Here is a 25,872-nt window from a genome sequence, read left to right on the forward strand (position 1 = left end):
TTTTAAGCATGAGTATGCTCTCTGTTGCTGCGCAAGATTAGACGCGTTCAAACACAGTGGCTATGCCTTGTCCCAAACCGATACACATGGTTGCCAGACCTAGGGTTGCATCCTTATCTTCCATCAGATTGATAAGTGTGGTGGAAATGCGTGCGCCTGAGCAGCCTAAGGGGTGTCCCAGAGCAATGGCGCCGCCATTGAGGTTCACTTTGTCATCCACCAGATCCATCAGGCCCAAGTCTTTCACACAGGGAAGGGATTGGGCGGCAAAGGCTTCGTTGAGTTCCACAAGGTCGATATCGGCCATTGTCAGCCCCGCTCTTGCCAATGCCTTTTGGGTCGCTGGCACTGGGCCGTAACCCATGATGGCCGCATCACAACCAGCAACGGCCATGGCGCGAATGCGAGCGCGGATAGGTAAGCCCAGCTGTTTAGCCTTTTCTTCATCCATCACTAACATGGCAGAGGCGCCGTCTGAGAGCGCCGAAGAGCTACCTGCGGTGACAGTGCCATTAGCTGGGTCGAACACGGGTCTGAGCCCGGCAAGGGATTCCAGCGTGGTTTCGGGGCGAATGACTTCATCTGAGGTGACTTTAATCAGGGCGCCATTAGCGTCATGGCCCTCGATGGCGTGGATCTCTCGCGCAAAGCGTCCCTCAATAGTGGCCGCATGGGCGCGCTGGTGAGAACGAAGGGCAAACTCATCCTGCTGCTGGCGCGTGATGCCATGCATCTTACCCAGCATTTCCGCCGTTAATCCCATCATGCCAGAGGCTTTAGCGACCTTATTGGCTAAACCTGGGTGAAAATCGACCCCGTGATTCATGGGCACATGACCCATATGCTCGACACCGCCTATGATAAAGGTGTCGCCCATGCCCGTCATAATGGCGCGAGCGGCCTGATGGATTGCCTCCATGGAGGAGCCGCATAAACGGTTAACTGTTACCGCGCCAACCTGTTTCGAGATACCCGCCAAAAGGGCTGAGTTTCGGGCGATATTGAAACCTTGCTCCAAAGTCTGCTGTACGCAGCCCCAGATAATATCTTCTATGCTGCCGGGATCTAACTGAGGATTACGCTGCAGCAACGCCTTCATCAGCTCGGCCGACAGGGTTTCCGCTCTGACATTTCTAAATACTCCGGCCTTGGAGCGGCCCATAGGAGTACGGATACAATCTACAATAACGGCTTGTTTCATTATGTTCTTCCTTCTGGGCTTAGGCTTGGTTGTAGTAACTGCCGTTGTTGGCAGCCAGTTCACGCATCTTATCTGTCACCTTATAGAGGTTGCCTAAGTGCGCATATTTATCGGCTAAGGCGACAAAGTTAGCCACACCTAAGGTGTCGATATAGCGGAACACGCCCCCGCGGAACGGCGGGAAACCCAGACCATAAACCAGCCCCATATCGGCCTCGGCTGGGGTTGCAATAATGCCCTCTTCGAGACAGCGTACGGTTTCGATTATCATGGGGATCATAGTGCGGGCGATAATCTCATCGCTGCTAAATTCTGACTGCTTACCAAAGGCATTGCCAAGCAGATCGTAGCTGACAGGGTCGAGCTCTTTCTTAGGTTTTCCTTTGCGGTCGATGGAATATTGATAGAAGCCTTTACCGTTTTTCTGACCGAAACGCTCGGCTGCAAACATCAGATCAATCGCATCTTTGCCACTTTTAGACATGCGATCCGGGAAGCCTTCGGCCATTACAGCCTGAGCATGGTGCCCAGTATCTAGGCCTACCACATCAAGCAGATAAGCAGGGCCCATAGGCCAGCCGAACTGTTTTTCCATCACCTTATCGACGGCGGCGAAATCGGCACCATCGGCTAACAGGCCACTAAAGCCGGCGAAGTAGGGGAAGAGCACTCGGTTGACGAAGAAGCCGGGACAATCGTTGACGACTATGGGAGTCTTGCCCATCTGAGCCGCATAGGCCACCACTGAGGCAATGGTTTCATCCGAGCTGTGTTCGCCACGGATCACCTCAACTAAAGGCATTTTGTGCACTGGGTTGAAGAAATGCATGCCACAGAAACGCTCGGGTTTCTTCAGGCTTTGCGCTAGTAGATTGATAGAGATGGTCGAGGTGTTGGAGGTGATGATGGCATCTTTATCGACAAACTGCTCCACCTCGGCCAGCACGGTCGATTTTACCTTGGGGTGTTCAACCACGGCCTCGACAATTAGATCCGCATGACTCAATGCGCTGTAATCTAAGGTGGCCGTGATGCTGTTAAGCACTTTGGCCATCTTCTCTGGGGTTGAGCGACCACGCTGAATCTGGCCGGTCAGCAGTTTGGATGCTTCGCTCAATCCGAGATCCAGCGCCGACTGGTTGATATCTTTCATTACGATAGGCGTACCTTTGCTGGCACTCTGGTAGGCGATGCCGCCGCCCATGATGCCTGCACCCAATACGGCGGCCGAGTGCACGCTTTTCGCCTGCTTCGCGGCTTTCTTGGCCTTGCCTTTGACCAGCTGATCGTTGAGAAAGATGCCAATTAAGGCGCGAGCCACTTCGGTTTTGGCCAGGCGCACAAAGGCGTTATGTTCTATTTCCAATGCGTTGGCGCGGCTTTCGTTAGCCGCCTTTTCTATGACATCCACCACAGCCATAGGTGCGGGGTAGTGTTTACCTGCCACTTGATAAACCATGCCTTTAGCGGTGGCAAAAGACATCATGGCTTCAAGCTTAGGCAAACTTAAGGGCTGCTGCTTGCGAGCCCGGCGCGCCTGCCAGTCGAGTTTGCCGTCTATGGCATCCTGCAGCATCTGTAGTGCGCTGCTTTCTAGGGCTTCTGGAGCCACAAGTGCATCTAGAGCGCCAACCTGCAGCGCGGCCTCGGGACGTTGATCTTTGCCTGTGGTGATCCACTCAAGCGCATTGTCGGCACCTATAAGACGTGGCAAGCGAACTGTGCCGCCAAAGCCAGGCATGATGCCCAGTTTGGTTTCTGGCAGGCCGATGCGTGCGCTGGTATCGGCGATACGCAGATCTGTGGCGAGTATGGCTTCACAGCCACCGCCGAGGGCAAAGCCTTTGATGGCTGAAATCGTGGGAAAGGGCAGATCTTCAAGTTTGTTAAACACCTGATTCGCCGCGACAAGCCATTGATGCAGCTGGGCATCCTCTTCGGCGAACAGGTCTAGAAATTCGGTAATGTCGGCACCGACAATGAAGGCCTCTTTGGCAGTGCTCAGCAGCAGGCCGGAAATGCCATCGGCCTGTATCAGGCTGTCGAGTGCCTCATTGAGCGAGTCTAGGGTGGCGCGGTCGAATTTATTCACCGAGCCAGAGGCATTAAAACTCAGCCTGGCTATATTGTTTTCAAGCCGTTCAACCTGAATCGTAGGACTGTGGTAGATCATTGCTTACTTCCTTATGGCGTTAAAAATACCCACATTTTATTGATAGCGTAATGGGTGGCTCTGCTGGCTAACAGCGGGTCATTCTCTGACCTAATGTTAGCCAGTGTGCGACTTAATTCAGAAAATTTCAACAACCAATTAAAACACCTGTTTAATTTTCTTTGGTTAGGTTGAGGATCACGCTTTGTGGTAGACTCTGTGATCAGCGTCTCAGATATCCGCCTCCGGCGATTGGCGAGTGACCCAATAAAAGAATAATAGGAAATCATAGATGGAAAATTTAGCGTCCCTCTACCCAAAACATATAGCAGAGCTGAATCGTCGTGTCGCTGAGATAGCTGCCCGTGAACAGCTGAGCGGCCTGGTTATCCATTCTGGCCAGCCTCTGCGCCAGTTTCTTGATGATATGGATTATCCCTTTAAGGTAAATCCGCACTTTAAGGCCTGGTTGCCTGTGGTGGATAACCCTCATTGTTGGCTGATAGTCAATGGTCAGGACAAGCCTCAGCTCATCTTTTATCGTCCGGTGGATTTCTGGCACAAGGTTGCCGATGAGCCCAATGATTTTTGGGCCGATGCATTCGATATTCACTTCCTGACTAAGGCCGATAAAGTTGCCGAGTTTTTGCCTAAAAACCTCAATCATTGGGGTTACATAGGTGAGAATGTCGATCTGGCCGACGCCTTAGGATTTGGTAGTGCCAATGCAGAAGCCGTGCTGAACTATCTGCATTATCATCGCGCCACCAAAACCGAATATGAGCTGGTTTGTTTGCGCCGCGCTAACGAGATTGCAGTTAAAGGCCATGAAGCCGCGAAGGGCGCTTTTTACAGCGGTGCCAGTGAATTTCAGATCCAGCAGGCTTATCTGGCGGCCACGGATCAGGGTGAAAATGAGATGCCCTATGGCAATATCGTCGCCCTTAACCGTAACGCCTCGATTTTGCATTACACGGCGCTGGAACATAAGGTGCCTGCCCAGCGATTATCCTTTCTGATCGATGCGGGTGCGGCATTTAATGGCTATGCAGCGGATATTACCCGTACCTATGCCTTTGAGAAAAACCAGTTTTGCGATCTGATTGCAGCCATGGATAAACTGCAGCTGGAGATCATCAATATGATGGCGCCCGGTGTCAGCTATCCAGACTTACACCTAGCGACTCACCATAAGCTGGCGCAAATCCTGCTCGACTTCAACCTGGCAACCGGCGACAGACAGGGTCTGGTTGATCAAGGGATTACGAGTGTCTTCTTCCCTCACGGCCTGGGGCATATGCTGGGCTTACAGGTCCATGACATGGGCGGCTTCTTGCGTAACGACACGGGTTTATATGTCGCAGCCCCTGAAGCGCACCCTTTCTTGCGTTGTACTCGCACCCTGGATGTTAATCAGGTGCTGACCATAGAACCGGGTATCTACATCATAGATAGCCTGTTAGAGGGGCTAAAACAGGATCAGCGTGCATCTCAGATTAACTGGCAAGCGGTGGATCAACTGCGTCCTTTCGGTGGCATTCGTATCGAGGACAATGTGATAGTACATCAGGATCGCAACGAGAACATGACCCGCGATTTCGGCTTAAATGGCTAAAGGGTAGGTTTTGGCCGAAAGCTATTTAATTCCAGCCGCCCCCTTGGTGGTAGAAGAGGAGATAAAACGCAGCCGTTTTATCTCCTTGCTGTTTCATTGCACCAGTGAAAACGATATGAAGTTAGCACTTACAAACTGCAGGCGTGACTATCCTGGAGCTAATCATTATTGTTATGCCTTTGTGGCCGGCGCACCCGATGATCTGGTCGCTATCGGATCGAGCGATGATGGTGAACCCGCCGGAAGTGCTGGCCGTCCTATGTTGGCAAGTCTGCAAGGTGCCAATATAGGCGAGATTGGTGCCATAGTGATACGCTATTTTGGTGGCACTAAGCTGGGTGTAGGTGGGCTGGTTCGGGCCTATAGCTCGGGGATCAAACAGGGGCTGCTATCTCTGCAAACCGAGCTAAAATTGTTGCGTTATCCGGCAAAGTTAATCTGTGACTATCATCAACTTAAAGATGTTGAGTATTTTCTCGATCGCTGTGAGGCGGTTATTCTCGATCGCGTGTTTACCGACAAGGTGATGCTGCATTTCGCCATTGCTAAGGGCTACCGCCAGCAGCTGCAGCAGGAGTTAGCCACACTAAGCCAGGGAAAGATGACTTTGACCTTGGATGATTGATTTCTGCCGAGCAGCAGGATGTGGCACTTGCAGGACAAATTTTTACAACAAGTGTATAAAACTGTGCGAAAATGCCGCATGAAAACCATGCCAAGAATGGATGATTAGAAAGCCTAGATGCAATATAGAACAATAATAAGGATCACGGGTCTCTTGATGGGCCTTTTTTCTTTGTCTCTCCTGCCTCCCGCATTAGTTGCCGTCATCTATAAAGATGGTGGCGGTACCGCATTTATTCAGGCTTTCTCCCTCAGCTTAATTATGGGCTTCCTGCTCTGGTACCCGAATCGCCACCATAAGAAAGATCTTCGCACCCGTGAGGGCTTTATGCTGGTGGTGCTGTTCTGGGGCGTGCTGGGTTCTATCGGTGCCGTGCCCTTTATCTTTTCCAATCAGCCGGATTTGTCTATTACCGACAGTGTGTTCGAATCATTTTCGGCACTGACAACGACAGGGGCGACTGTATTAGTCGGCCTAGACAGCCTGCCGAAGGCGATTCTGTTTTACCGACATCTGCTGCAATGGCTGGGCGGTATGGGGATCATTGTGTTAGCCGTGGCCATCTTGCCGGTTTTGGGGATTGGGGGAATGCAGCTGTACCGCGCCGAGATCCCGGGGCCGGTCAAAGACAGTAAGATGACCCCCAGGATAGCCGAGACAGCCAAGGCGCTCTGGTATATCTATCTGGCGTTAACCCTGGCCTGTGCCTTTGCCTATTGGGTTGCGGGAATGGATGTCTTCGATGCTATCTGCCACTCGTTTTCCACTATCGCTATCGGCGGGTTTTCGACCCACGATGCCAGCATGGGTTACTTCAATAGCACGGCAATCAATATGGTATGTGTGGTTTTCCTATTGATCGCGGCACTGAACTTTAGCCTGCATTTTGCGGCATTTACCCGCAGGGGGATCAACCTGCGAGTCTATTTCCGTGATGCCGAATTCAAGGCGTTAATCCTGATCCAGCTGGTGCTGACGCTGATCTGCTTTATTACTCTGTATCATTCCGGTATCTATGACAGCGCAGAGGAGACCTTTGATTTTGCGCTGTTCCAGGCAGTGTCGATTTCAACCACAGCGGGTTTCGGTACCGAAAGCTTTCATATGTGGCCGCTGTTTCTGCCTATGTTGCTGATTTTCTCTAGCTTTATTGGCGGCTGTGGTGGGTCAACTGCGGGTGGAATTAAGGTTATTCGTATGGTGTTACTGCTGCTTCAGGGATCTCGCGAGTTAAAGCGCTTAATCCATCCTCGCGGCATGTTCTCTATCCGTATCGGTGGCAAGGTGCTGCCCGACCGGGTGATCGATGCCGTTTGGGGCTTCTTTTCCGCCTATGCTCTGGTCTTCGTTATCTGCATGCTGATCTTGATGGCTCTCGGTATGGACGACATTACCGCCTTTAGTGCGACCGCCGCCTGCTTAAACAACCTGGGGCCCGGTCTGGGTGAGGTTGCCAGTAACTATGCCAGCATTGGGAATGGTGAGAAGTGGGTGCTGGTGGTCGCCATGATATTTGGCCGATTAGAGGTCTTTACCCTGTTAGTATTATTTACCCCGACGTTTTGGAAGAACTAATGAGTCGTACATTAATTATTTATTCTACTGTTGATGGTCAAACCAAGCGTATTTGCGATCAGATAGCGACGGTTTGTGAGTCGGAAAATCAGCGTGTGACTATGGTGTCTCTAGAAGAGGCCCAAGGGATCAACCTTTCCTATTACGATAATGTGCTTATTGGTGCGAGTATTCGTTACGGTAAGCATAGACCCGAGTTATACCGCTATGTGAACCGTCATAGTGCAGTGCTTAATGGTAAGAAGAATGGTTTTTTCACAGTGAATGTGGTGGCGCGTAAACCGCTTAAGAATACGCCAGAAACTAACCCCTATATGAAAAAGTTCCTACAACTCTCTCTGTGGCAGCCGCAGCAGTTAGGTGTGTTTGCCGGTAAGATCGATTATCCCAAGTACCGCTTCTTCGACAAGGTCATGATCCGCTTTATCATGTGGCTGACCAAGGGGCCGACAGATACACAAGGCTGCTATGAGTTTACCGATTGGGATGGGGTAGACGCCTTTGCCCGTGCCTTTAGTGGTAAGTAAAGGCACACCGGGCGGGGTTTAGTTGCAGTAACGCTTGTAAAGAATGGAGATCACTTCGGTTACTTGCTCATTTTTCAGGGTGTAATAGACAACCTGTGAACTTTTTCGGGTAGCAACCAGATCTTCAGTGCGCAGTACCGCCAGGTGCTGCGACAGGGCGGACTGACTTAAGGGAACGGTTTCGTTCAACTGGGTTACGCTCAGTTCATTTTCCAAGAGCTGACATAAGATCATGAGTCGATAGGGGTTGGCGATGGCTTTTAACCATTTGGCCGCAGTCTGAGCGTTAGTGACCATAGTCTCAACATCTATCTCTTTTCGCATATACTCACTCTTTCTATGGTTTGATTTATTAGATTATTCTAATAACTTGATCTGGTAGAAGCAATAACCCAGACGGGCTTTATGGGTGTGAATTCCTATTGCTTTGAATATCATTATTTTATAGCTAAAAAAATTTTAATTAGGTGGCATAATTCACAAAAGTCTTAATTAATTTGTGATCCGCCGTCATGAATCGTGCCGGCTTTATTGCCACAATAGTTTATCTTTTTTCCCGGATGGACAGGCTATGGCTAACGTTTTAATTGTTTATTATTCCCGTGGTGGGCATACCGCAAAAATTACTCAGGCGATGGCTGAGCGCATCCGCAGTCAGGGCGATCAGTGTGATCTGGTTAAGGTCTCAGATGGCGCCTCTATCGATTGGGCAAAATACCATGCTGTCTCCCTCGGCGCCTGCGTGCTTTACGGCAGTTATGATAAGTCGGTATTTGCCTTTGCTAATCAATATCAGCAGCAGCTCGAGGCCAAGCCGAACAGTTTCTTCAGTGTGAATGTGGTGGCCCGCAACCCTGAAAAGCGCATACCGGAAAACAACAAATACCTGCAGAAATTTATCGAGCTTTCTCCCTGGAAGCCTAAAGATGTCAAGGTGATCGCTGGTAAAGTCGATTACCCTTCCTGGCGTTGGTATGACGCCTTGATGATTCGCTTGATCATGAAGATGACAGATGGGCCGACAGATCCCAAAGCGGTTATTGATTATACCGATTGGCAGGATGTGGATCTGTATGCCGACCATCTGCGACAGTTAGCCGATTAGGCCGTCTCAGTTTCGCATCCCACAAAAGAGCCCTAGGGCTCTTTTTGTTTCTCTGAGCAGATGATTTCCAGCCAATCATCAGAGAGTTAACTTGAATATTCTGGCTTGCCATCTGGTATGACCTCTGTTAGCCTGTGGGGCTCATTTAAAGGGATGCGAATGTATGAACCTCTATTTTCGTTTGTTTTGGCTGCTGGTCTGGCGGATCAGGCACTGCCGACGAATCGACTTTCTTGGCACGAGTCTTATCGATTTTCGTGCCTTGCCACTCGATTGCGATATTAATTTTCATCTGACCAATTCTCGTTATCCCGCCTTCATGGATCTGGCCCGAACTCACATGTTGGCCGAGATGGGGCTGTTGAAACGCTTTTTGAAACTTAAATGGATGCCAATAGTGAATGCGGCGGAATTTACCTATATCCGAGATATCAAGCCTCTGCACAAATTTCAGATAGAGAGCCGGGTCGTTGGCTGGGATGAGAAATATTTTTATATCGAACAACGATTTGTCAGCGATAGGGCGCTGCACTGCATAGTGCATGTGCGTGGTATTTTTGTGTGTGGCCGCAAGCAGGTGCCTATATCCCAGATGCTCGCCGAGATTGGGTTTGACCAGGAGGCGCCGGCATTACCGCCAGAAGTAGAAAAATGGAAAGCCTTTCTTACCCTGAAGAAGCAGCGTAATCAGTGAGAGTTTAAACCTCGTTGTTTTGGGCTAGGGGATGGGGCAGGCTGTCAGCCTTGAGGTGAGCTCTATCTCCTCTTGAACCTGTATCCAGGCGCCACGGGTTTCGGCTAGGTGCAGGTATTTATCTAAATCATAATAGAGATAGAGTTTGAACTGGTTTTTTGCCGCCATCAGGCAGGGGATGAGTGCGCAATCGGCCAAAGTAAAATGATCGCCACATAGCCAGTGCCGACCATGAAGACGATGATTTAAATGAGCCAGGGTGGTTTGGATCTCATTCTTCAATCCTTGTAATATCAGAGGCAGCGTATCTAGGGATAACTGTTTTTGTTCCAGCAAAAACAGCTTATTATTTAGGTCGATATCTATTTGTCGTTCCAGCAAACGCACCTGTAATGCCTGGGTAAACTCTTTAGGAATTAATTGTGTACCCGATGGGTATTGATGGTCTAGGTATTCGATAATAATGTTGGGTTCGGGTAGAAAATCGCCTCGGTCGGTTCTAAGCAGTGGTAGGCGACCGGAGGGATGTTGCTTGATAAATTGTCGCCTGATATTTGGGTCCTCAATAGCAACTATTCTGGGCATGAAGCGAGCTTGTTTCTCATACAGAGCGATAAGCACAGTTTGGCAGTTGCGCGACAAGGGATGGTAAAACAGTTCCATCTTGATTGACGCTCCGAAATCGGCTTGGATACTTTAACTTTAGTTGTTATTGGCTGATTCTGGCTGTATATGGCGCCAGAATCATGCAAAAGTGCGCTGCTAGGCTGGACTGGTGTTCGGCATGATGTTTTTGGACTCAGGCGCTTAGTGCACATCTTTTATCAGAGGGGATAATTTGGAATCTTTTGCAGCGATTTACCAACGCGCCTGTGAGCGTAAGGGGGGCGAAGAAGCGCTACGTTTATTATTGCCTCAAGGGCTGACCAATGAAGCCTTAACTCACTACAGTGATGCGCAGCTGTTATCTGAGATGAGCAAGAAGATATTCCAGTGCGGCTTTGTTTGGCGTGTGGTCGAGTATAAATGGCCGGCCTACGAAAAAGCCTTCTTCGATTTTGAACCTCAAAAAGTCCTGATGCTTTCCCCTGAGCAGCTGCAACAGAGGGCGAGCGACGAGACGCTTATTCGCCACCTCAAGAAGACGATGGCCATCTATGATAATGCTCTGATGGTGCATGACATCGCCATCAAGCATGGCAGCTTCGCCCAGTTTATCGCTAACTGGCCCGGTGACGATATTGTCGGCTTGTGGAACGAGTTAAAACGTTTAGGTTGTCGCCTAGGCGGTAATACAGGCCCCTATTTTCTGCGAGCCATAGGTAAGGATACTTTTCTGTTAACTGATGATGTTAAGGGCTATTTTCAGGCTCATAAATTGATCAACTATGGTTTCACTTCCAAGGCGGGCTTAGCTCAGGTGCAGGCGGCATTTAATCTATGGCAGCAGGAGTCCGGATACTCATTGGCTGAAATTAGCCGCGTTCTGGCTTGCAGTGTCGGGGATAACCGACTTTAGTTAATGCCTAGCCGAGCTAATACTCTTGCTGGTTTTTGTCTTCATTTTACCCCAGTGCATTATGCTGCAAAAAGACGTTTTTAATGGGTAAGTTACGTATAGGTTAATCGGTTGGCGTGTTTTAACCTGAGGTTAACTTTGTGAAATGGTTTAAAATAAATATTTGCATTAACTTACAAAACTCCTCAATTTAGTCGCTTGTTGACTCGGGTAAGGTGTGAGATAAATGCTCTTTCATATTTTTTAAATATAAACAGCACATCTAAAAGCCTCTCATTAACATAAAATGTTATCAAAGAGTGCTTTTTATTGTGACCTTGATTAGGAGTTCTCATGCGGCAAATAGTGAAAATTGCCTCAGTTATAAGTGTGGCGTTATGGATGACAGCGTGTGGTAAGGAAGAGGCACAAGGCCAGGCTGCAGCAACCCCCAGAAGTACCGAAGTTGGGGTGATCAAGGTCGTGAGTCAAGCACAAGCGATTCAGGTGGAACTGCCTGGGCGCAGTAAAGCGTTTCTCGAGGCAGAGGTGCGTCCTCAGGTGTCGGGTATCATAATGGAGCGTGGTTTCGTTGAGGGAACCGATGTGAAGAAGGGCCAGTCCCTGTATCAGATAGATCCCTCGACCTATAAGGCGGCACTCGCCAGTGCTGAGGCTGACCTGTCCAGAGCCAATGCCAGCTTAGCATCAAACAAGGCGAGGGCGGCGCGCTATCAGGAACTGATTAAAACCAATGCCATCAGTCAGCAGGATTTTGACGACGCCGATGCGGCTTATAAGGAAGCGATTGCCAGCGTAATGGTGGCTAAGGCTGCCTTGCACACGGCCAAGATTAATCTGGAATATACTCAGGTTCAGGCGCCTATTTCGGGTCGTATCGGTAAGTCTTATGTGACGCCGGGTGCCCTAGTTACCGCCAATCAAAGCCAGATGTTGGCGACTATTCAACAGCTCGATCCCATCAATGTTGATATTGCACAGTCCAGTGCTCAGCTACTGCGTTTAAAGAGCAGACTTAAACAAGGGGCGCTGCAGGCTGCGGATAACGCAAATGTTACCTTAATTCTGGAAGATGGTAGCCAGTATCCCCACAGTGGATTATTACGTTTCTCTGAAGTGAACGTGGATGAAAATACCGGTTCGGTAACACTCCGTGCCGAATTCCCAAATCCGGATGGTATCTTGCTGCCGGGTATGTATGTTCGTGCGGTATTGAATACTGGCACCGACCCAGAGGCGATTTTGGTTCCACAGAAGGCGATCACGCGAAACAGCAAGGGCCAGGCCGTTGCTATGGTGATTGGCGCCGATAATAAGGTTGAGCCTCGCGTTGTGACCACGGCTGAGGTGATCGATCATCAGTGGCGTATTACCCAAGGGTTAGCCGCTGGGGATCAACTTATTGTTGAAGGGCTACAGAAAATTCGTCCAGGTGCGCCAGTCGTTGGTAAGCCATTAAGCGACATGCAATCAGACAAGCAACAGAAGTAGGGTAAAGTTATGGCTCGTTTCTTTATCGATCGCCCTATCTTTGCTTGGGTGATCGCGATTATCGTTATGTTGGCTGGGGTGCTTTCTATCATGAAACTCCCAGTGTCACAGTACCCCAGTATTGCACCGCCAACTGTGGTGATCAGCGCGATATATCCAGGCGCATCCGCTAAGACCATGGAAGATACAGTCACCCAGGTGATTGAGCAGCGCATGACGGGGATTGACCATCTGCGATATATCAAATCCACCAGTGACAGTTTTGGTAACGCGCAGATCACTCTGACCTTTAATGCCGAAGCCGATCCCGATATCGCCCAGGTACAGGTTCAGAACAAGCTGCAATTGGCCATGCCCTTGTTGCCTCAAGAAGTGCAAGCGCAGGGTGTGAATGTGGCCAAATCCAGCGCCGGGTTCTTGATGGTGGTGGGTTTTGTTTCATCGGATGGTTCTCTGGCGAAAAATGATATTGCCGATTATGTCGGTGCTAACATTCAAGACCCTTTGAGCCGCGTTGCTGGTGTGGGAACCATTCAGCTTTTCGGGGCACAATATGCGATGCGTATCTGGCTCGATCCGTTAAAGCTGACACAATATAACCTGACCAGCACTGACATTTTGCTCTCTATCCGAGAACAGAATGCTCAGGTCTCGGCTGGCCAGTTAGGTGGCGCCCCCTCAATTGCCGGGCAGGAGTTGAATGCGACTGTGACGGCTCAGAGTCGCTTGCAAACACCGGAAGAGTTTAAAAGGATCATCATCAAGTCTGACACATCGGGCGCTAAAGTTTACTTAGAAGATGTAGCCAGAGTGGAACTGGGGGCTGAAAGCTACTCGGTTGAGTCTTTTTACAATGGTAAACCCGCGGCGGGCATAGGTATTCAGTTGGCAACGGGGGCAAACGCTCTGGCAACCGCGGAAGCTGTGCGTGAAAAGATTGCCGAGATGCAGCCCTTCTTTCCCCAAGGGTTGGAAGTGGTTTACCCTTACGACACCACGCCCTTCGTGGAAAAATCCATTGAAGGTGTTGTGCATACCCTGTTAGAGGCGGTTGTACTGGTATTTGTGATCATGTACCTCTTCTTGCAGAACTTCCGCGCAACCCTGATCCCGACCATTGCCGTACCTGTGGTATTGCTTGGTACCTTTGCCATCTTAAATGCCGCCGGTTTCTCAATTAATACTTTGACCATGTTCGCCATGGTGCTGGCCATCGGTTTGCTGGTGGATGATGCCATCGTGGTGGTCGAGAACGTCGAGCGTGTGATGCAGGAGGAGGGCTTAAGCCCGATAGAAGCGACACGTAAGTCTATGGATCAGATCACCGGCGCTTTGGTGGGGATAGGTTTAACCCTGTCGGCTGTGTTTGTGCCTATGGCCTTTATGTCTGGCTCGACTGGGGTCATTTACCGTCAGTTCTCCGTGACTATCGTTTCGGCGATGGCCCTGTCAGTGATGGTAGCGATTATCTTAACGCCGGCTCTGTGTGCCACCATGTTAAAGCCAATCGCCAAGGGTGAGAGTCACGCTAAAACGGGTTTCTTCGGTTGGTTTAACCGTAAGTTCGACGCCATGACCTCTCGTTACGAGTCAAGTGTTGCTTCTATGATTAAGCGCACCGGCCGGGTCATGCTTATCTATGTTGGCATAGCCGTGGCCGTGGGCTGGATCTTTATGCGTATGCCGACCGCCTTCCTGCCCGATGAAGATCAGGGGATTTTGTTCACTCAGGCGATTTTGCCGACTAACTCGACCCAGGAAAGCACTAAGAAGGTGATGGAAAAAGTCACCGATTTTTTCCTTGAGCAGGAAGGCGACAATGTTAATTCAGTCTTCAGTGTTTCTGGTTTCAGTTTTGCCGGTAGTGGCCAGAACATGGGTATCGCCTTCGTCGGCCTAAAAGATTGGGCTGTTCGTGAGGGAGCGGGACAAGATGTTCAGTCTGTGGCGGGTCGTGCCATGGGCGCCTTTATGCAGCTAAAAGAAGCCTTCGTGTTTGCTTTCGTTCCACCAGCTGTGATTGAGCTGGGGACGGCCAATGGTTTCGATCTCTATCTGCAGGACAAGAATGGCCAAGGTCACGACAAGCTGATCGAAGCAAGGAATATGATGCTGGGTATGGCGGCGCAAAATCCCAATCTGGTTGGGGTGCGTCCTAATGGCCAGGAAGATGCCCCCATGTATAAAATCGATATCGACCATGCCAAGCTACGCGCCTTAGGCATTGATATTGATGCGGTAAACAGCGTATTGGGTACCGCTTGGGGTGGTAGCTATGTTAACGACTTTATCGATCGTGGTCGGGTGAAAAAAGTCTACGTTCAGGGCGATGCTCAGTACCGTATGCAACCTGAGGATCTCGATACCTGGTATGTACGCAACAGCAAGGGAGAGATGGTGCCATTCTCTGCCTTTGCGACTGGCAGATGGGAATACGGCTCGCCCCGATTGGAACGCTTTAACGGTTTGCCCGCGGTCAATATCCAGGGTGGTTCGGCTCAGGGGTACAGCACGGGTGCCGCCATGAATGATATCGAAGCCATGGTCGAGAAGTTACCACCCGGTTTTGGTGTCGAATGGAACGGTCTCTCCTATGAGGAGCGTTTGTCGGGTAATCAGGCACCGGCTTTGTATGCCCTGTCTATTCTGGTGGTTTTCTTGGTATTGGCGGCCTTGTATGAAAGCTGGTCGGTGCCATTTGCGGTGATCTTAGTGGTGCCTCTGGGGATCATTGGTGCGCTGCTGGCTATGAATGGTCGCTTGCTCCCTAACGATGTGTTCTTCCAGGTGGGCTTGTTAACTACAGTCGGTCTGGCGACCAAGAACGCGATTTTGATTGTCGAGTTTGCTAAGGAATACTACGAGAAGGGGGCGTCTCTGGTGGAGGCGACCCTGCATGCGGTGCGAGTGCGTCTGCGTCCTATTCTGATGACCTCTTTGGCGTTCGGTCTTGGGGTTGTGCCGCTGGCTATCAGTACAGGCGTGGGCTCAGGCAGTCAGAACGCTATCGGTACCGGGGTGCTGGGCGGTATGATGAGTTCGACCTTCCTGGGGATCTTCTTTATTCCTATCTTCTTCGTCATCGTCGAACGTCTGTTTAGCAAACGTGAGCGCAATGGCGCGAGTGATACGGCTAAAGTGATAGCCGATAAAGAGTAAGGCATCTGAGTCTAACTTAATAAAAAACCCAGTAATTACTGGGTTTTTTATTGAAGGAGAGGAGTTGCACTTAATTGGATTTTCATGAAAGATGAAGGGCAAATAATAAGCCGTTAGGTAACTTCACTATGCGTTTGCCACTCTCTGCTCTGACTCTGCTGTTTTTTTCTAGTTTTTATGTTTCGGCTCAGGTCGAAAGCGATGACACGCCTAAGCCTCAACTCGCCGATACCTATATCAATGACGCCATTTTGCCGCCTAGTCTTATCTGGCATGGCAAGAGCGAGGCCTTGCTTAAGGCCGCCGATGATCCCTGGGCGACCCCCTTTGAACAGCAGGGGTTGATCACCAGCCCGAGTTACACAGATACCTTTAAATGGCTGGATAAGCTGATCGCCAGCAGCGATAAGTTGCACAAGGTCTCCCTGGGTAAGAGCCCGCAGGGGCGGGACATCTGGATGATTATCGCCTCCAGTGACGGCGCGGATACCCCCGAGGCGCTTAAGGCGAACGATAAACCCACTGTGATGGTGCAGGCGGGGATCCATTCGGGCGAGATAGACGGTAAAGATGCGGGTATGATGCTGCTCAGGGATATGGTACAAGGCCCCAAGGCGGCACTGCTTGAGCAGGCTAATCTGCTGTTTGTGCCGATTTTCAGCGTCGATGCCCATGAGCGCAGTACCCAATACAACCGGGTGAATCAGCGTGGCCCGGTAAATATGGGCTGGCGCACTACAGCAAATAACCTCAATCTGAATCGCGATTATGCCAAGGCTGATGCCTTGGAGATGCAGCATATGCTCAGGGCGATCAATCGCTGGCAGCCGGATCTCTATATCGATGTGCATGTGACCGATGGCATAGATTATCAATACGATGTGACCTTCGGGTATAACCTGTCCCAGGGGATGAGCCCGGCCAGCTTCCGCTGGCTGGATAAGCAGTATCGCCCTTTTGTGGAGCAGGCATTAAGCGATGAGGGGCATATTCCCGGCCCGCTGGTGTTTGCCTTGGATAACAGTGATATCACTAAGGGGATGTCGCTGTGGAACGCCTCGCCCCGTTACTCAAATGGCTATGGTGATGCCCGTCATCTGCCCACTATCTTGATTGAGAATCACAGCCTTAAACCTTTTAAGCAGCGGGTGCTGGGCACCTATGTGATGCTGGAGGCCACACTTAAGCTGGTGGGCGAGCAGGCAACGGCGTTAAGGGCGGCGATTCAACAGGATAGATACAGCTATCTAAAGCGCATCCCTTTGACCTGGAAAACGGTAAAACAGCCTAAGGGTTGGGATTTTAAGGGAATAGATTACCAGCTGGAACAGAGCCCCATCAGTGGTGAAACCGTGGTGCGCTGGAGCGGCGAACCCAAGTTATATGAGAACCTGCCCGTGATGGGTAATACGCAGGCCGATATCCGGGTGAGTCGTCCGGCGGCCTATTACATACTGCCTCAATGGCAGACGGTCATCTCCCGTTTGGCAACTCACGGCATTCGTATGACCCGGCTGGAGCAGCCTAAATCTATGCTGCTGACTCAGTACCATTTCTCTGAGGTTAATTTTGCCGATAAAGATTATGAGGGACGTCAGCGTGTCTCGGCGGATGTGACTTCCCGTCCACTGGATATCACCTTGCCCGCAGGAACAGTGAGAATCGACACCCGTCAGCCACTTGGGGATCTGGCTATCTTGTTGTTAGAGCCGCAATCGCCGGACTCCTTATTGCAGTGGGGCTTTTTTAATCCCATCTTCACCCGCACCGAATATATTGAAGATTATGCGGTCGAGCCCATGGCGGCTGAGATGTTGAAGCAAGATCCTAAGTTGAAGACGCAATTTGATAAGGCGCTTGAGGATAAAGATTTTGCCGCGGATCCCAAGGCGAGACTGCGTTGGTTTTATGAAAGAAGTCCCTATTTTGATAGGGAATATCGGGTCTACCCTGTTTTGCGCGATGAATAACGCTTCTCACTAAAGGAATACCCCAAAAAAACGCAGCTTAGTCTGCGTTTTTTTGTGCCTATTTGAGGAGTAAATTTACCAATTTCTGGTTAATCACACTAAGAACTTTTAATGGAAACATAATTAAACCGATTAAAAACATATAGATAAAAACTTGGCACGCTCCCTGCTGTATTAACGCACTATTGAATAAAGACTCAGAAACAAAAGGGAAGCCTCATGAATTTTCGTCCTCTACTACTCGTTCCTGCCTTTGGGATTTTGCTCTCGGGCTGCATCATCAATGTTAACGGTGCCAATGCACGCTCCTTCAGTGAACATGAGCAGCAGGAGTTGGTGATCGATGCCAATGATCTGTCCAGCTTGGTCGCTAGAACCGGCGCAGGTTCGCTGACCATAATAGGGGAGGCGGGGCTGACTCAGGTGCAGGTTGCCGCGGATATCTATACCTATGAAGGGGTTGAGCCGACCCTCACTCTATTGGGTACAGGCAATAAGGCGGAGTTGATCGCCGATTTTGATTCTTCCTTTACAGTTTCCTTCTCCAACTCTCCCTATATAGATCTTGTGGTGAGAGTGCCTGCTCAGATGATGCTGGATATCGAAGATGGCTCGGGTTTCATCGAGATAAAAGGCGTCGATGCCGACATGAAGATAAACGATGGCTCAGGCAGTCTGACTATCGAAGGCGGTAGGGCGCTGGACATTACCGATGGTTCAGGTGCGATACGCCTAACTAATGTGGGCGGCGCTATTGATCTGGAAGATGGTTCTGGAGATATTGAGATTGCCAACGTGGCTGGCTCAGTGAAGATTAACGATGGTTCTGGTGGCATTATGCTTGAGCAGGTTAAGGGCGATGTGTGGATTGATGATGGCTCAGGTTTTATGACAGTGAAAGCGGTGCAGGGCATGGTGACCATAGACGATGGCTCTGGCGATATCCGTGTGGAGCAGAGTAAAGGACTTAAGATACTTGAGTCAGGCTCAGGCTCAGTGAGTTTCGATAAGATAGATGGCCCCGTGAGCATGGACTGAGCCCTGTGCCAACGATCTGATGAAAACAGCCTGTTTGGGCTGCGAAAAGGAGAGTCTTCCCGGCGCGGTGGCTAATGCAGGGCTTAATCTGCTGAGTATTAGCCAACGCCCACCCCGCGTTTTTACCTTTATTGCAAAGCTGTTTGTGCTATCAAAGCGAGTTTGGCGCTTCTGCTGAGCCGCTTGATATCCAGTTCGCGTCTCAGCGCCAAAGATCGATCACCGACAGTTTCCCGGTAAACCAGTTTCAGCGGTCCCTTGCCCCGCAGAAATTTCGCCGCCTTAATACCGCCCGCCTGATGTTCCTTAAAGCGTCTGTCTATGTCTGTGGTGATGCCGGTATAGAGTTGTCCCTTATGGCATTCAATCATATAGAGATACCAGGTCGATGCTGTCATTAATCTTGCTGCCTTGGCCTATGAGCCGATCTGAATCTTTGCCCCGCAGGGTAAGTGATAGGGGCCATACTTGTCACGCTTTAGCCTTGTTATTTGGGTTAATTTAGCGCACCATTAGCGCGCCTACCTGCATAAGGTAGCAATTCTCAGGGCGGGGTGAAACTCCCCACCGGCGGTGATAGTCAGAGTACGAGTATGTATGTCAGACTTAAGCCCGCGAGCGCCTAAGTCTAAGGTTGAACCTTGGGGTTAGGGTCAGCAGATCTGGTGACCTTTACACTACGTAAAGCAGTCCAGAGCCGACGGTAATGTACAGGGGTTTCCTGGTACTCAGTCCGGATGAAAGAGAATAGTAAGAAGTTGTGACTCTGCCGCCGCTCCATGGGCTTTCCCTTGGTATGCGCATGGCGGGTCTATCCCCATTCTTATGCGCTCGACAGGCCTTGCCTGAACGGCGTGAATTTTCTGTACGCCCTGATTCTGGAACAAAACCATTTTATAAGCATTACTAAGGATTTAACCATGAATCAGTCTTTACTCTCTCCTTTTGGTGACGCCTTTGAGCGTGTCGAAGCGGCATTAACCGCCCTGTGCGCAGGCCAGGGGGTCTTGGTGGTCGATGATGAAGATCGTGAAAATGAAGGCGATCTTATCTATTCTGCCCAGCATCTGACAAACGAACAGATGGCGCTGCTTATCCGTGAGTGCAGCGGTATCGTCTGCCTTTGTCTGCCCGATGAAAAGGTGAAGCAGTTGGAGTTACCCCCTATGGTGGCCGATAACTCAAGCCAATATGGCACAGCCTTTACCGTCAGCATAGAAGCCAAAGTCGGGGTGACTACTGGCGTGTCGGCCGCCGATCGCGTAACCACGATTAAAGCCGCTATCGCCGATGATGCCGTGCCTGGGGATCTGGCTCGCCCGGGCCATGTCTATCCGCTGCGCGCTCAGCCTGGTGGGGTGTTAACGCGCCGCGGCCATACTGAGGGCACAATCGATTTGATGCAGCTGGCGGGATTAAAGCCGGCCGGTGTACTCTGTGAAGTGACCAATGTGGATGGTACAATGGCAAGATTGCCTGAGATCATCGCTTTTGGGCAGCAGCACCAGATGCCGGTACTGACCATAGAAGATATAGTGCTGTACCGTAAATCACAGCTGGCGCAGGCAAGCTAAGGGTTTAACAGCGTTTTTTCGTGCTGCGGCGTAAGTAAAAAGGGCAGAGTGATTCTGCCCTTTTTTGCACCTCAGAAGGCTTATACCGGCGCCGTCATTATGCTGGCCGACTCTTCGACTGCCATTTGGGCAAGGTCTTTATCGACAAAGAAGAGCGCCTTACCATCTTCGCCAACTAGTCGTATCTTATCCACGATAGATTTAAATAGCTTCTCCTCTTCGTGCTGCTCTGACACATACCACTGTAGGAAATTGAAGGTGGAGTAATCCTGATTTGTGAATGCAGCGTGAGCCAAGGCGTTGATCTTACTAGTGATCATCTGCTCATGTTCATAGGTCAGTTCGAACAGTGCGAGCAGAGAATCAAACTCGGCCTGTGGTGCATCTATGGCCCCAAGCAGTGGCATGCCTCCGGTTTCGCTAACGTAAGTGAAAAGGCGATGCATATGCTGCATCTCCTCCTCGGCGTGGGCGCGCATAAATTTTGCAGCGCCTTCAAAGCCTTTGTCTTCGCACCAGGCGCTCATCTGTAGGTAGAGATTTGAGGAGAAGAACTCGACATTTATCTGTTCGTTCAACTGATCGATCATTGTCTGTTTCAGCATAGTAAATCCTTATTGAAAACAACTTCAGCCTCATTGTGTAAAAGCCATTAGACAAATGCAACGAAATTTACTTAACTTAATGTTTTTAAATGCAAATGATAAGTGTTGCTATCTTGATGTCGACCCTTGTCTCTTGTTTGGGCGGCCCGTGTCATCGACGGCCATTTTAGTGTGAGTGGGTTAGGTCAAAAACTGGCGTTAAGATCATAGTCTTCTCGACTGAGCGTGGCATAATGGCCGTTAATATTCGCTTTAAATCATATCCAAGGTGTGTTTCATGAAAACCGATCCCTGTTCGCAGTCCAGTCTGCTACATCCAGATGAAGCCATAGTCAAACTTCTTGAGCAGGTACATCCCCTGTATGAAACTGAAGTCGTGCAACTGTCTGATGCACTTGGTCGTGTGCTGGCAGAAGATTTGGCCTCCAGCATAGATCTGCCACCCTTTAATAATTCCTCGATGGACGGCTATGCGTTTCGTTTTGAAGATCTAAAGGATAATCAAACGCTAACCATGATAGGCCATGCCTTTGCAGGCCACCCATTCGAGGGTGAGGCTAAGCCCAACACTTGTGTGCGTATCATGACCGGAGCACCTGTGCCCGCAGGTTATGATACGGTGCAGATGCAGGAGAAGACGCTTGCCAATGGCGAGTTGATTCAGATTGAAGCGCCTAAAGGCGTGGGCGCCAATGTTCGCTATCGCGGTGAAGAGATCAGCAGTGGTGGCAAGGTGTTGAGTGTGGGTACCTTAGTGGGTGCCGCCGAAATGGGCGTGTTAGCGACAATCGGGGTGAGTCAGCTCAGAGTCAGCCGACAGGTAAAGGTGGCATTTTTCTCCACAGGTGATGAACTGCGCCCTGTGGGCACTGAGTTGGCGCCAGGACAGATCTACGATTCCAACCGTTACAGCATTCAGGGCTTACTCAGCCGCGCCAATGTGGAGTGGAAAGATTTAGGCGTGATTGAAGACGATCCTGAAGCTATCCGTCAGGCGTTTCGAACCGCAGCTGCCGATGCCGATATGGTGATCACCTCTGGCGGTGTCTCGGTCGGTGAGGCAGACTTTACCAAGCAGATCCTCGATGAAGAGGGGGAGATCACCTTCTGGAAGCTGGCGATGAAGCCGGGCAAACCCTTTGCTTTCGGCCGTATCGGTGAGGCGGTATTCTGCGGTTTGCCGGGGAACCCTGTTTCCTCTATGGTGACTTTCTACAAACTGGTGTGGCCGCTGATCAATAAGATGAAGGGGCTACCCCAGGCTAAACCCGTACAGTTGCAGGCTAAATTAGCCGGCGATCTGCGAAAGTTTCCGGGGCGGGTCGAATATCAGCGCGGTATCTTAAGCACCAATGCCCAGGGCGAGGCTGAGGTGAGCATCACGGGTGGCCAGGGCTCTGGCATGTTGACCTCCATGAGTCTGGCAAACTGCTTCGTGATCCTGCAGCAGGATCAGGGCGATACCCCGGCCGGTTCTCTGGTGACGGTCGAACCTTTTAACTCTGTGCTCTGTTAGTGGCGGCCTGTGAAGATGCATTCAGAAATAGACAATGATGAGATCCTCTCCGATAGCGAGATCTTGCGCTATAGTCGCCATATTTCTATTAAGGCGATGGATTTTGAGGGGCAGGAGAAACTCAAGCTGGCCAAGGTGCTGGTGATTGGTGCCGGCGGTCTGGGCTGCGCCGCCACTCAGTATCTGGCTGTGGCCGGCATAGGCAAGATGACCCTGGTGGATTTCGATACCGTTGAACTGTCAAACCTCCAGCGCCAGGTACTGCATCAGGATCATAATATTGGCCAGCCTAAGGTGGAGTCGGCTAAAGAGACACTGACCCAGCTTAATCCCCATATTGAGATAAGCACGATCAATGCAGTGCTGGACGATCCAGAGATAGATGCGCTGGTGGCAGAGCACAGTTTAGTGCTGGATTGCACAGACAACATTGCGGTGCGAGAGCAGCTCAATAAAAGTTGTTTCGCCCACAAGGTGCCTCTGGTATCCGCGGCAGCGATCCGCATGGAAGGCACAGTGACAGTGTTTAATTATGCCGATACCAGCCCCTGTTACCTCTGCTACAGCAAGCTGTTTGGCGATCAGCAACTCACCTGTGTCGAGTCGGGCATCCTGGCACCTGTGGTGGGCATGATAGGTTGTCTTCAGGCTGTTGAGGCGATCAAGATGCTGACCGGGATGGGAAAACCCCTGGTTGGCCGCATCTTGATGGTGGATGCCATGACCATGGAATTTCGTGAAATGAAACTGTTGAAAAAGCCAGATTGCGCTGTTTGCAGTGAGTGAGTATTTACTTTTTGTTCGTTTCTGTTGTCTGTCCCAGGCCTAAATCTTGGGGCAGAAGCATTTTAGTTCCACGGACTCTTTGGCTATTTAAGATGACGGCCGCCGTCCAGTGGCAATGATCGCCCCGTAATATAGTGGCTCTGCAGCAGATAATCCAGGGCCTGTAATACCTCGTTTTCGCCTCCCTCTCTTTGCAGCAAAGATTTACCCCGCGCCTTCTGTTTGTAGGCATCGTCATCATTTTCATTAAAACAGATCAAGGCCGGCGCAATGCTGTTCACCTTGATTTTTGGTGCGTATTTTGCTGCGAAGGAAAGGGTTAGATTCTCCAGTGCCGCCTTGCTGGCTGCGTAGGCTATATGCTTCTGGCTGCCTTTTTGAGCGACAAAGTCAGTGATATGGATAATGTCGGCTTGCTGTGGACTGTTAATTAACAGCGGCGCAAAGGCCAGATTAAGCCGATAGGGCGCGCTTACATGCACTTGCATCACTTGCTCCATAATGGCATGAGTCCCGATGGGATCATCATCGGTTAGCCAGAGTGAGGCGTTATGTATGATGGCATCCAGATGTTGATATTTGCCAATCACAGCCTGGATCAGCTTTTCTATCTCATCCGCCTGGGTGAAATCACATTGATAGAGATCGGCACCCGCCAGTTCCAGTTTTACCAGGCTAGGATAGCGACGGCGAAAAGTACCTATCACCTGATAGCCGCGGGCAAGATAAGCCTTGGCGAGGTAGAGGCCGATCCGCTTACCGACACCTGTGATCAATATTCTGGGCTGCATACTCTTCCTTATCTATTTTTGTCTGATTCTATCTTAATCAAGAAAGCCCCAATTTGTATCGGTTTTTATCTCTGTTGATAATAACCATCATCTTGTTATTAGTTAGTGTTCTAATGAGTTGGTTTTGGCGAAACACTTAAGATTGCTGCTGTAGAATCATGATATGGGCTTTTTTGTCCAATGTATGTCGCAAAAACCGCTATATTGTTGGACGTTGAACTTATGATCGTTACAATGAAAGGTAACACTATTTTGTGGATTACTATGAGTTCAAATCATTTTCGATTGAAAACTTGATTTTCTGGTGGTGATTCTTCTACGCGTTAATGGAGAGAATCAATGACAAAGGGTATTGATAAATACAGTATAGACAGTACCGATTATACGATAGGTCAAGACAATGTTCAGAAGTGGGGGTTCGATGTACATAACCCGGTTTTTGGGGTCAGTGCGGGGCTGATTTTCGCCTTCCTGCTTGCAACACTGCTAACCGATCCCGACACTGCTAAGAGTGTACTCGATGGGGTCAAATGGAAGATTATCGGCGCATTCGATTGGTTGTTTATCTGGTCTGGCAATATCTTCGTCCTCTTCTGTCTCGCCTTAATTGTGTCTCCTTTCGGTCGAATTCGACTCGGGGGAACAGAAGCCACTGCCGATTACTCTTTTATCTCCTGGCTTTCTATGCTGTTTGCTGCCGGTATGGGGATAGGTTTGATGTTCTGGAGTGTCGCCGAGCCTGTGGCCTATTTTACCGGTTGGTATGAGACGCCACTCGGGGTCGAACCTAATACTCCGGAAGCAGCAAAACTGGCCCTTGGCGCCACCATGTTCCACTGGGGACTGCATCCCTGGGCCATTTATGGTGTTGTGGCGCTCTCTTTAGCCTTCTTCGCCTATAACAAGGGATTACCCCTCTCTATTCGTTCTATTTTCTATCCTATTTTGGGTGACAGAGCCTGGGGCTGGGCGGGACATATTGTCGATATTCTTGCCGTGCTAGCCACCCTGTTCGGTTTGGCGACTTCTCTAGGCTTAGGTGCCCAGCAGGCGGCCAGTGGTATCCATCATGTTTTTGGTGTCGATGCCGGCATGGGGCTGCAGATTGTGGTGATTATCGCCGTGACCCTGCTTGCCGTAGTCTCTGTTGTTAGGGGGATTGATGGCGGTGTGAAAGTGATCAGTAACATCAATATGATAGTGGCATTTTTACTGCTTATCTTAGTGGCAATGATTGGTTATGCCGTGACTCTGGGCTCGATTCCCACCACCTTGATGGCTTATGTTGAGAATATTATTCCTCTGAGTAATCCCCATGGCCGTACCGATGAAGCCTGGTTCCAGGGCTGGACAGTATTCTATTGGGCCTGGTGGATCTCTTGGTCACCTTTTGTGGGCATGTTTATCGCCCGTGTTTCCAAGGGCCGTACCGTACGTGAGTTTATTACCGCCGTGCTGCTGGTGCCGACTTTTGTGACTTTAATCTGGATGTCTGTCTTTGGCGGCATGGCAATCGATCAGGTGGTGAACAAGATAGGCGAGTTAGGGACAAACGGACTGACCCATGTGCCTCTGGCCATGTTCGAGATGTTTGATGTGCTGCCATTTGGTGTGCTGCTTTCTATTATCGCGGTCGTGTTGGTGCTGGTGTTCTTTATCACTTCGTCTGACTCGGGTTCTCTGGTGATCGACAGCATTACCGCAGGCGGCAAGATAGATGCACCAGTACCACAACGTGTGTTCTGGGCACTGCTTGAGGGCGCGATTGCGATTGCGCTGCTCTGGATAGGCGGAACGGAGGCGATTCAGGCGCTGCAGGCGGGGGCGATTTCCACCGCATTGCCCTTTACCGTGATCCTACTGCTGATGTGTGTCAGCCTGCTTAAAGGGATGCGAACCGAGCGTTTCTAGAGTTTTTAGCATTAAGCT

22 protein-coding genes and 1 riboswitch are annotated in these 25,872 nt (G+C 50.2%); of the genes, 15 read left to right on the forward strand and 7 right to left on the reverse strand.

Annotated features, from left to right (window positions below; translation table 11 throughout):
* Positions 1–37: 37 nt before the first annotated feature.
* Positions 38–1,201 carry an acetyl-CoA C-acyltransferase FadA gene (fadA, locus tag LZP69_RS10915; protein WP_234200606.1) on the reverse strand — a complete coding sequence of 388 codons (1,164 nt, stop codon included), beginning with the start codon at positions 1,199–1,201 and terminating at the stop codon, positions 38–40.
* Between the two features lie 19 nt (positions 1,202–1,220).
* Entirely contained in the window at positions 1,221–3,374 is a 2,154-nt protein-coding gene (gene fadB / locus LZP69_RS10920) for a fatty acid oxidation complex subunit alpha FadB (protein ID WP_234200607.1), read from the reverse strand.
* A gap of 271 nt (positions 3,375–3,645) precedes the next feature.
* Here fadB and pepQ point away from each other — a divergent pair, with 271 nt between their 5' ends.
* From pepQ to hemG (LZP69_RS10940), 4 genes are all read left to right on the forward strand, one after another.
* A complete protein-coding gene (pepQ, locus tag LZP69_RS10925) occupies positions 3,646–4,968 on the forward strand; it encodes a Xaa-Pro dipeptidase (protein ID WP_234200608.1) in 1,323 nt (440 codons plus the stop codon).
* Between the two features lie 10 nt (positions 4,969–4,978).
* Positions 4,979–5,593: a YigZ family protein gene (locus LZP69_RS10930; protein WP_234200609.1), complete on the forward strand. Its 615-nt coding sequence runs from the start codon at positions 4,979–4,981 to the stop codon at positions 5,591–5,593.
* Positions 5,594–5,710: 117 nt separating this feature from the next.
* Positions 5,711–7,168: a TrkH family potassium uptake protein gene (locus LZP69_RS10935; RefSeq protein ID WP_234200610.1), complete on the forward strand. Its 1,458-nt coding sequence runs from the start codon at positions 5,711–5,713 to the stop codon at positions 7,166–7,168.
* Entirely contained in the window at positions 7,168–7,695 is a 528-nt protein-coding gene (hemG, locus tag LZP69_RS10940; RefSeq protein ID WP_234200611.1) for a menaquinone-dependent protoporphyrinogen IX dehydrogenase, read from the forward strand. The genes LZP69_RS10935 and hemG (LZP69_RS10940) overlap by 1 nt, the downstream gene beginning before the upstream one ends.
* A gap of 18 nt (positions 7,696–7,713) precedes the next feature.
* On the opposite strand, the gene LZP69_RS10945 is transcribed toward hemG (LZP69_RS10940), so the two are convergent.
* Positions 7,714–8,019 (reverse strand): ArsR/SmtB family transcription factor, encoded by a 306-nt coding sequence (locus LZP69_RS10945; RefSeq protein ID WP_234200612.1) that lies wholly within the window; start codon positions 8,017–8,019, stop codon positions 7,714–7,716.
* A gap of 247 nt (positions 8,020–8,266) precedes the next feature.
* Here LZP69_RS10945 and hemG (LZP69_RS10950) point away from each other — a divergent pair, with 247 nt between their 5' ends.
* Together hemG (LZP69_RS10950) and LZP69_RS10955 are read left to right on the forward strand one after the other, a co-directional pair.
* Positions 8,267–8,800, forward strand: a complete 534-nt coding sequence (gene hemG / locus LZP69_RS10950; protein ID WP_234200614.1) for a menaquinone-dependent protoporphyrinogen IX dehydrogenase — start codon at positions 8,267–8,269, stop codon at positions 8,798–8,800.
* A gap of 163 nt (positions 8,801–8,963) precedes the next feature.
* Entirely contained in the window at positions 8,964–9,494 is a 531-nt protein-coding gene (locus LZP69_RS10955) for a thioesterase family protein (protein ID WP_234200615.1), read from the forward strand.
* A 24-nt stretch (positions 9,495–9,518) separates the two neighbouring features.
* Here LZP69_RS10955 and LZP69_RS10960 read toward each other — a convergent pair whose 3' ends face one another.
* The gene (locus LZP69_RS10960; protein ID WP_234200617.1) at positions 9,519–10,157 is read right to left on the reverse strand and encodes a glutathione S-transferase family protein; all 639 of its coding nucleotides are present in this window, start codon (positions 10,155–10,157) and stop codon (positions 9,519–9,521) included.
* A 175-nt stretch (positions 10,158–10,332) separates the two neighbouring features.
* On the opposite strand from LZP69_RS10960, the gene LZP69_RS10965 reads away from it, so the two are divergent.
* The 5 genes from LZP69_RS10965 to LZP69_RS10985 all read left to right on the forward strand — a co-directional run bounded on the left by LZP69_RS10965 (position 10,333) and on the right by LZP69_RS10985 (position 18,671).
* Positions 10,333–11,013 carry a DNA-3-methyladenine glycosylase I gene (locus tag LZP69_RS10965; protein ID WP_234200618.1) on the forward strand — a complete coding sequence of 227 codons (681 nt, stop codon included), beginning with the start codon at positions 10,333–10,335 and terminating at the stop codon, positions 11,011–11,013.
* A 333-nt stretch (positions 11,014–11,346) separates the two neighbouring features.
* Positions 11,347–12,504 carry an efflux RND transporter periplasmic adaptor subunit gene (locus tag LZP69_RS10970; protein ID WP_234200619.1) on the forward strand — a complete coding sequence of 386 codons (1,158 nt, stop codon included), beginning with the start codon at positions 11,347–11,349 and terminating at the stop codon, positions 12,502–12,504.
* A gap of 9 nt (positions 12,505–12,513) precedes the next feature.
* The gene (locus LZP69_RS10975) at positions 12,514–15,663 is read left to right on the forward strand and encodes an efflux RND transporter permease subunit (protein ID WP_234200620.1); all 3,150 of its coding nucleotides are present in this window, start codon (positions 12,514–12,516) and stop codon (positions 15,661–15,663) included.
* 128 nt (positions 15,664–15,791) lie between these two features.
* Positions 15,792–17,633, forward strand: coding sequence for a M14 family metallopeptidase (locus LZP69_RS10980; RefSeq protein ID WP_234200621.1), 1,842 nt, complete (start codon positions 15,792–15,794; stop codon positions 17,631–17,633).
* 219 nt (positions 17,634–17,852) lie between these two features.
* Positions 17,853–18,671, forward strand: coding sequence for a DUF4097 domain-containing protein (locus tag LZP69_RS10985; protein WP_234200622.1), 819 nt, complete (start codon positions 17,853–17,855; stop codon positions 18,669–18,671).
* 128 nt (positions 18,672–18,799) lie between these two features.
* Here LZP69_RS10985 and LZP69_RS10990 read toward each other — a convergent pair whose 3' ends face one another.
* Positions 18,800–19,069 (reverse strand): GIY-YIG nuclease family protein, encoded by a 270-nt coding sequence (locus LZP69_RS10990; protein ID WP_234200623.1) that lies wholly within the window; start codon positions 19,067–19,069, stop codon positions 18,800–18,802.
* 138 nt (positions 19,070–19,207) lie between these two features.
* A riboswitch (FMN riboswitch) is annotated at positions 19,208–19,424 on the forward strand.
* 167 nt (positions 19,425–19,591) lie between these two features.
* Between LZP69_RS10990 and ribB the strand changes: the two genes are divergently transcribed.
* Positions 19,592–20,245 (forward strand): 3,4-dihydroxy-2-butanone-4-phosphate synthase, encoded by a 654-nt coding sequence (ribB, locus tag LZP69_RS10995; RefSeq protein WP_234200624.1) that lies wholly within the window; start codon positions 19,592–19,594, stop codon positions 20,243–20,245.
* 80 nt (positions 20,246–20,325) lie between these two features.
* Here the strand turns inward: ribB and ftnA are convergent, their stop codons facing one another.
* Positions 20,326–20,850, reverse strand: coding sequence for a non-heme ferritin (gene ftnA, locus LZP69_RS11000; protein ID WP_234200625.1), 525 nt, complete (start codon positions 20,848–20,850; stop codon positions 20,326–20,328).
* A gap of 277 nt (positions 20,851–21,127) precedes the next feature.
* Here ftnA and moeA point away from each other — a divergent pair, with 277 nt between their 5' ends.
* Both moeA and moeB read left to right on the forward strand, forming a co-directional pair.
* A complete protein-coding gene (moeA, locus tag LZP69_RS11005) occupies positions 21,128–22,366 on the forward strand; it encodes a molybdopterin molybdotransferase MoeA (protein WP_234200626.1) in 1,239 nt (412 codons plus the stop codon).
* Positions 22,367–22,381: 15 nt separating this feature from the next.
* Positions 22,382–23,152, forward strand: coding sequence for a molybdopterin-synthase adenylyltransferase MoeB (gene moeB, locus LZP69_RS11010; protein ID WP_234200627.1), 771 nt, complete (start codon positions 22,382–22,384; stop codon positions 23,150–23,152).
* 83 nt (positions 23,153–23,235) lie between these two features.
* On the opposite strand, the gene folM is transcribed toward moeB, so the two are convergent.
* Positions 23,236–23,943: a dihydromonapterin reductase gene (folM, locus tag LZP69_RS11015; protein ID WP_234200628.1), complete on the reverse strand. Its 708-nt coding sequence runs from the start codon at positions 23,941–23,943 to the stop codon at positions 23,236–23,238.
* 339 nt (positions 23,944–24,282) lie between these two features.
* Here folM and LZP69_RS11020 point away from each other — a divergent pair, with 339 nt between their 5' ends.
* A complete protein-coding gene (locus LZP69_RS11020; RefSeq protein ID WP_234200629.1) occupies positions 24,283–25,854 on the forward strand; it encodes a BCCT family transporter in 1,572 nt (523 codons plus the stop codon).
* Positions 25,855–25,872 lie beyond the last annotated feature (18 nt).

It is taken from the genome of Shewanella sp. AS1 (assembly GCF_021412565.1).
Classification (GTDB): domain Bacteria; phylum Pseudomonadota; class Gammaproteobacteria; order Enterobacterales; family Shewanellaceae; genus Shewanella.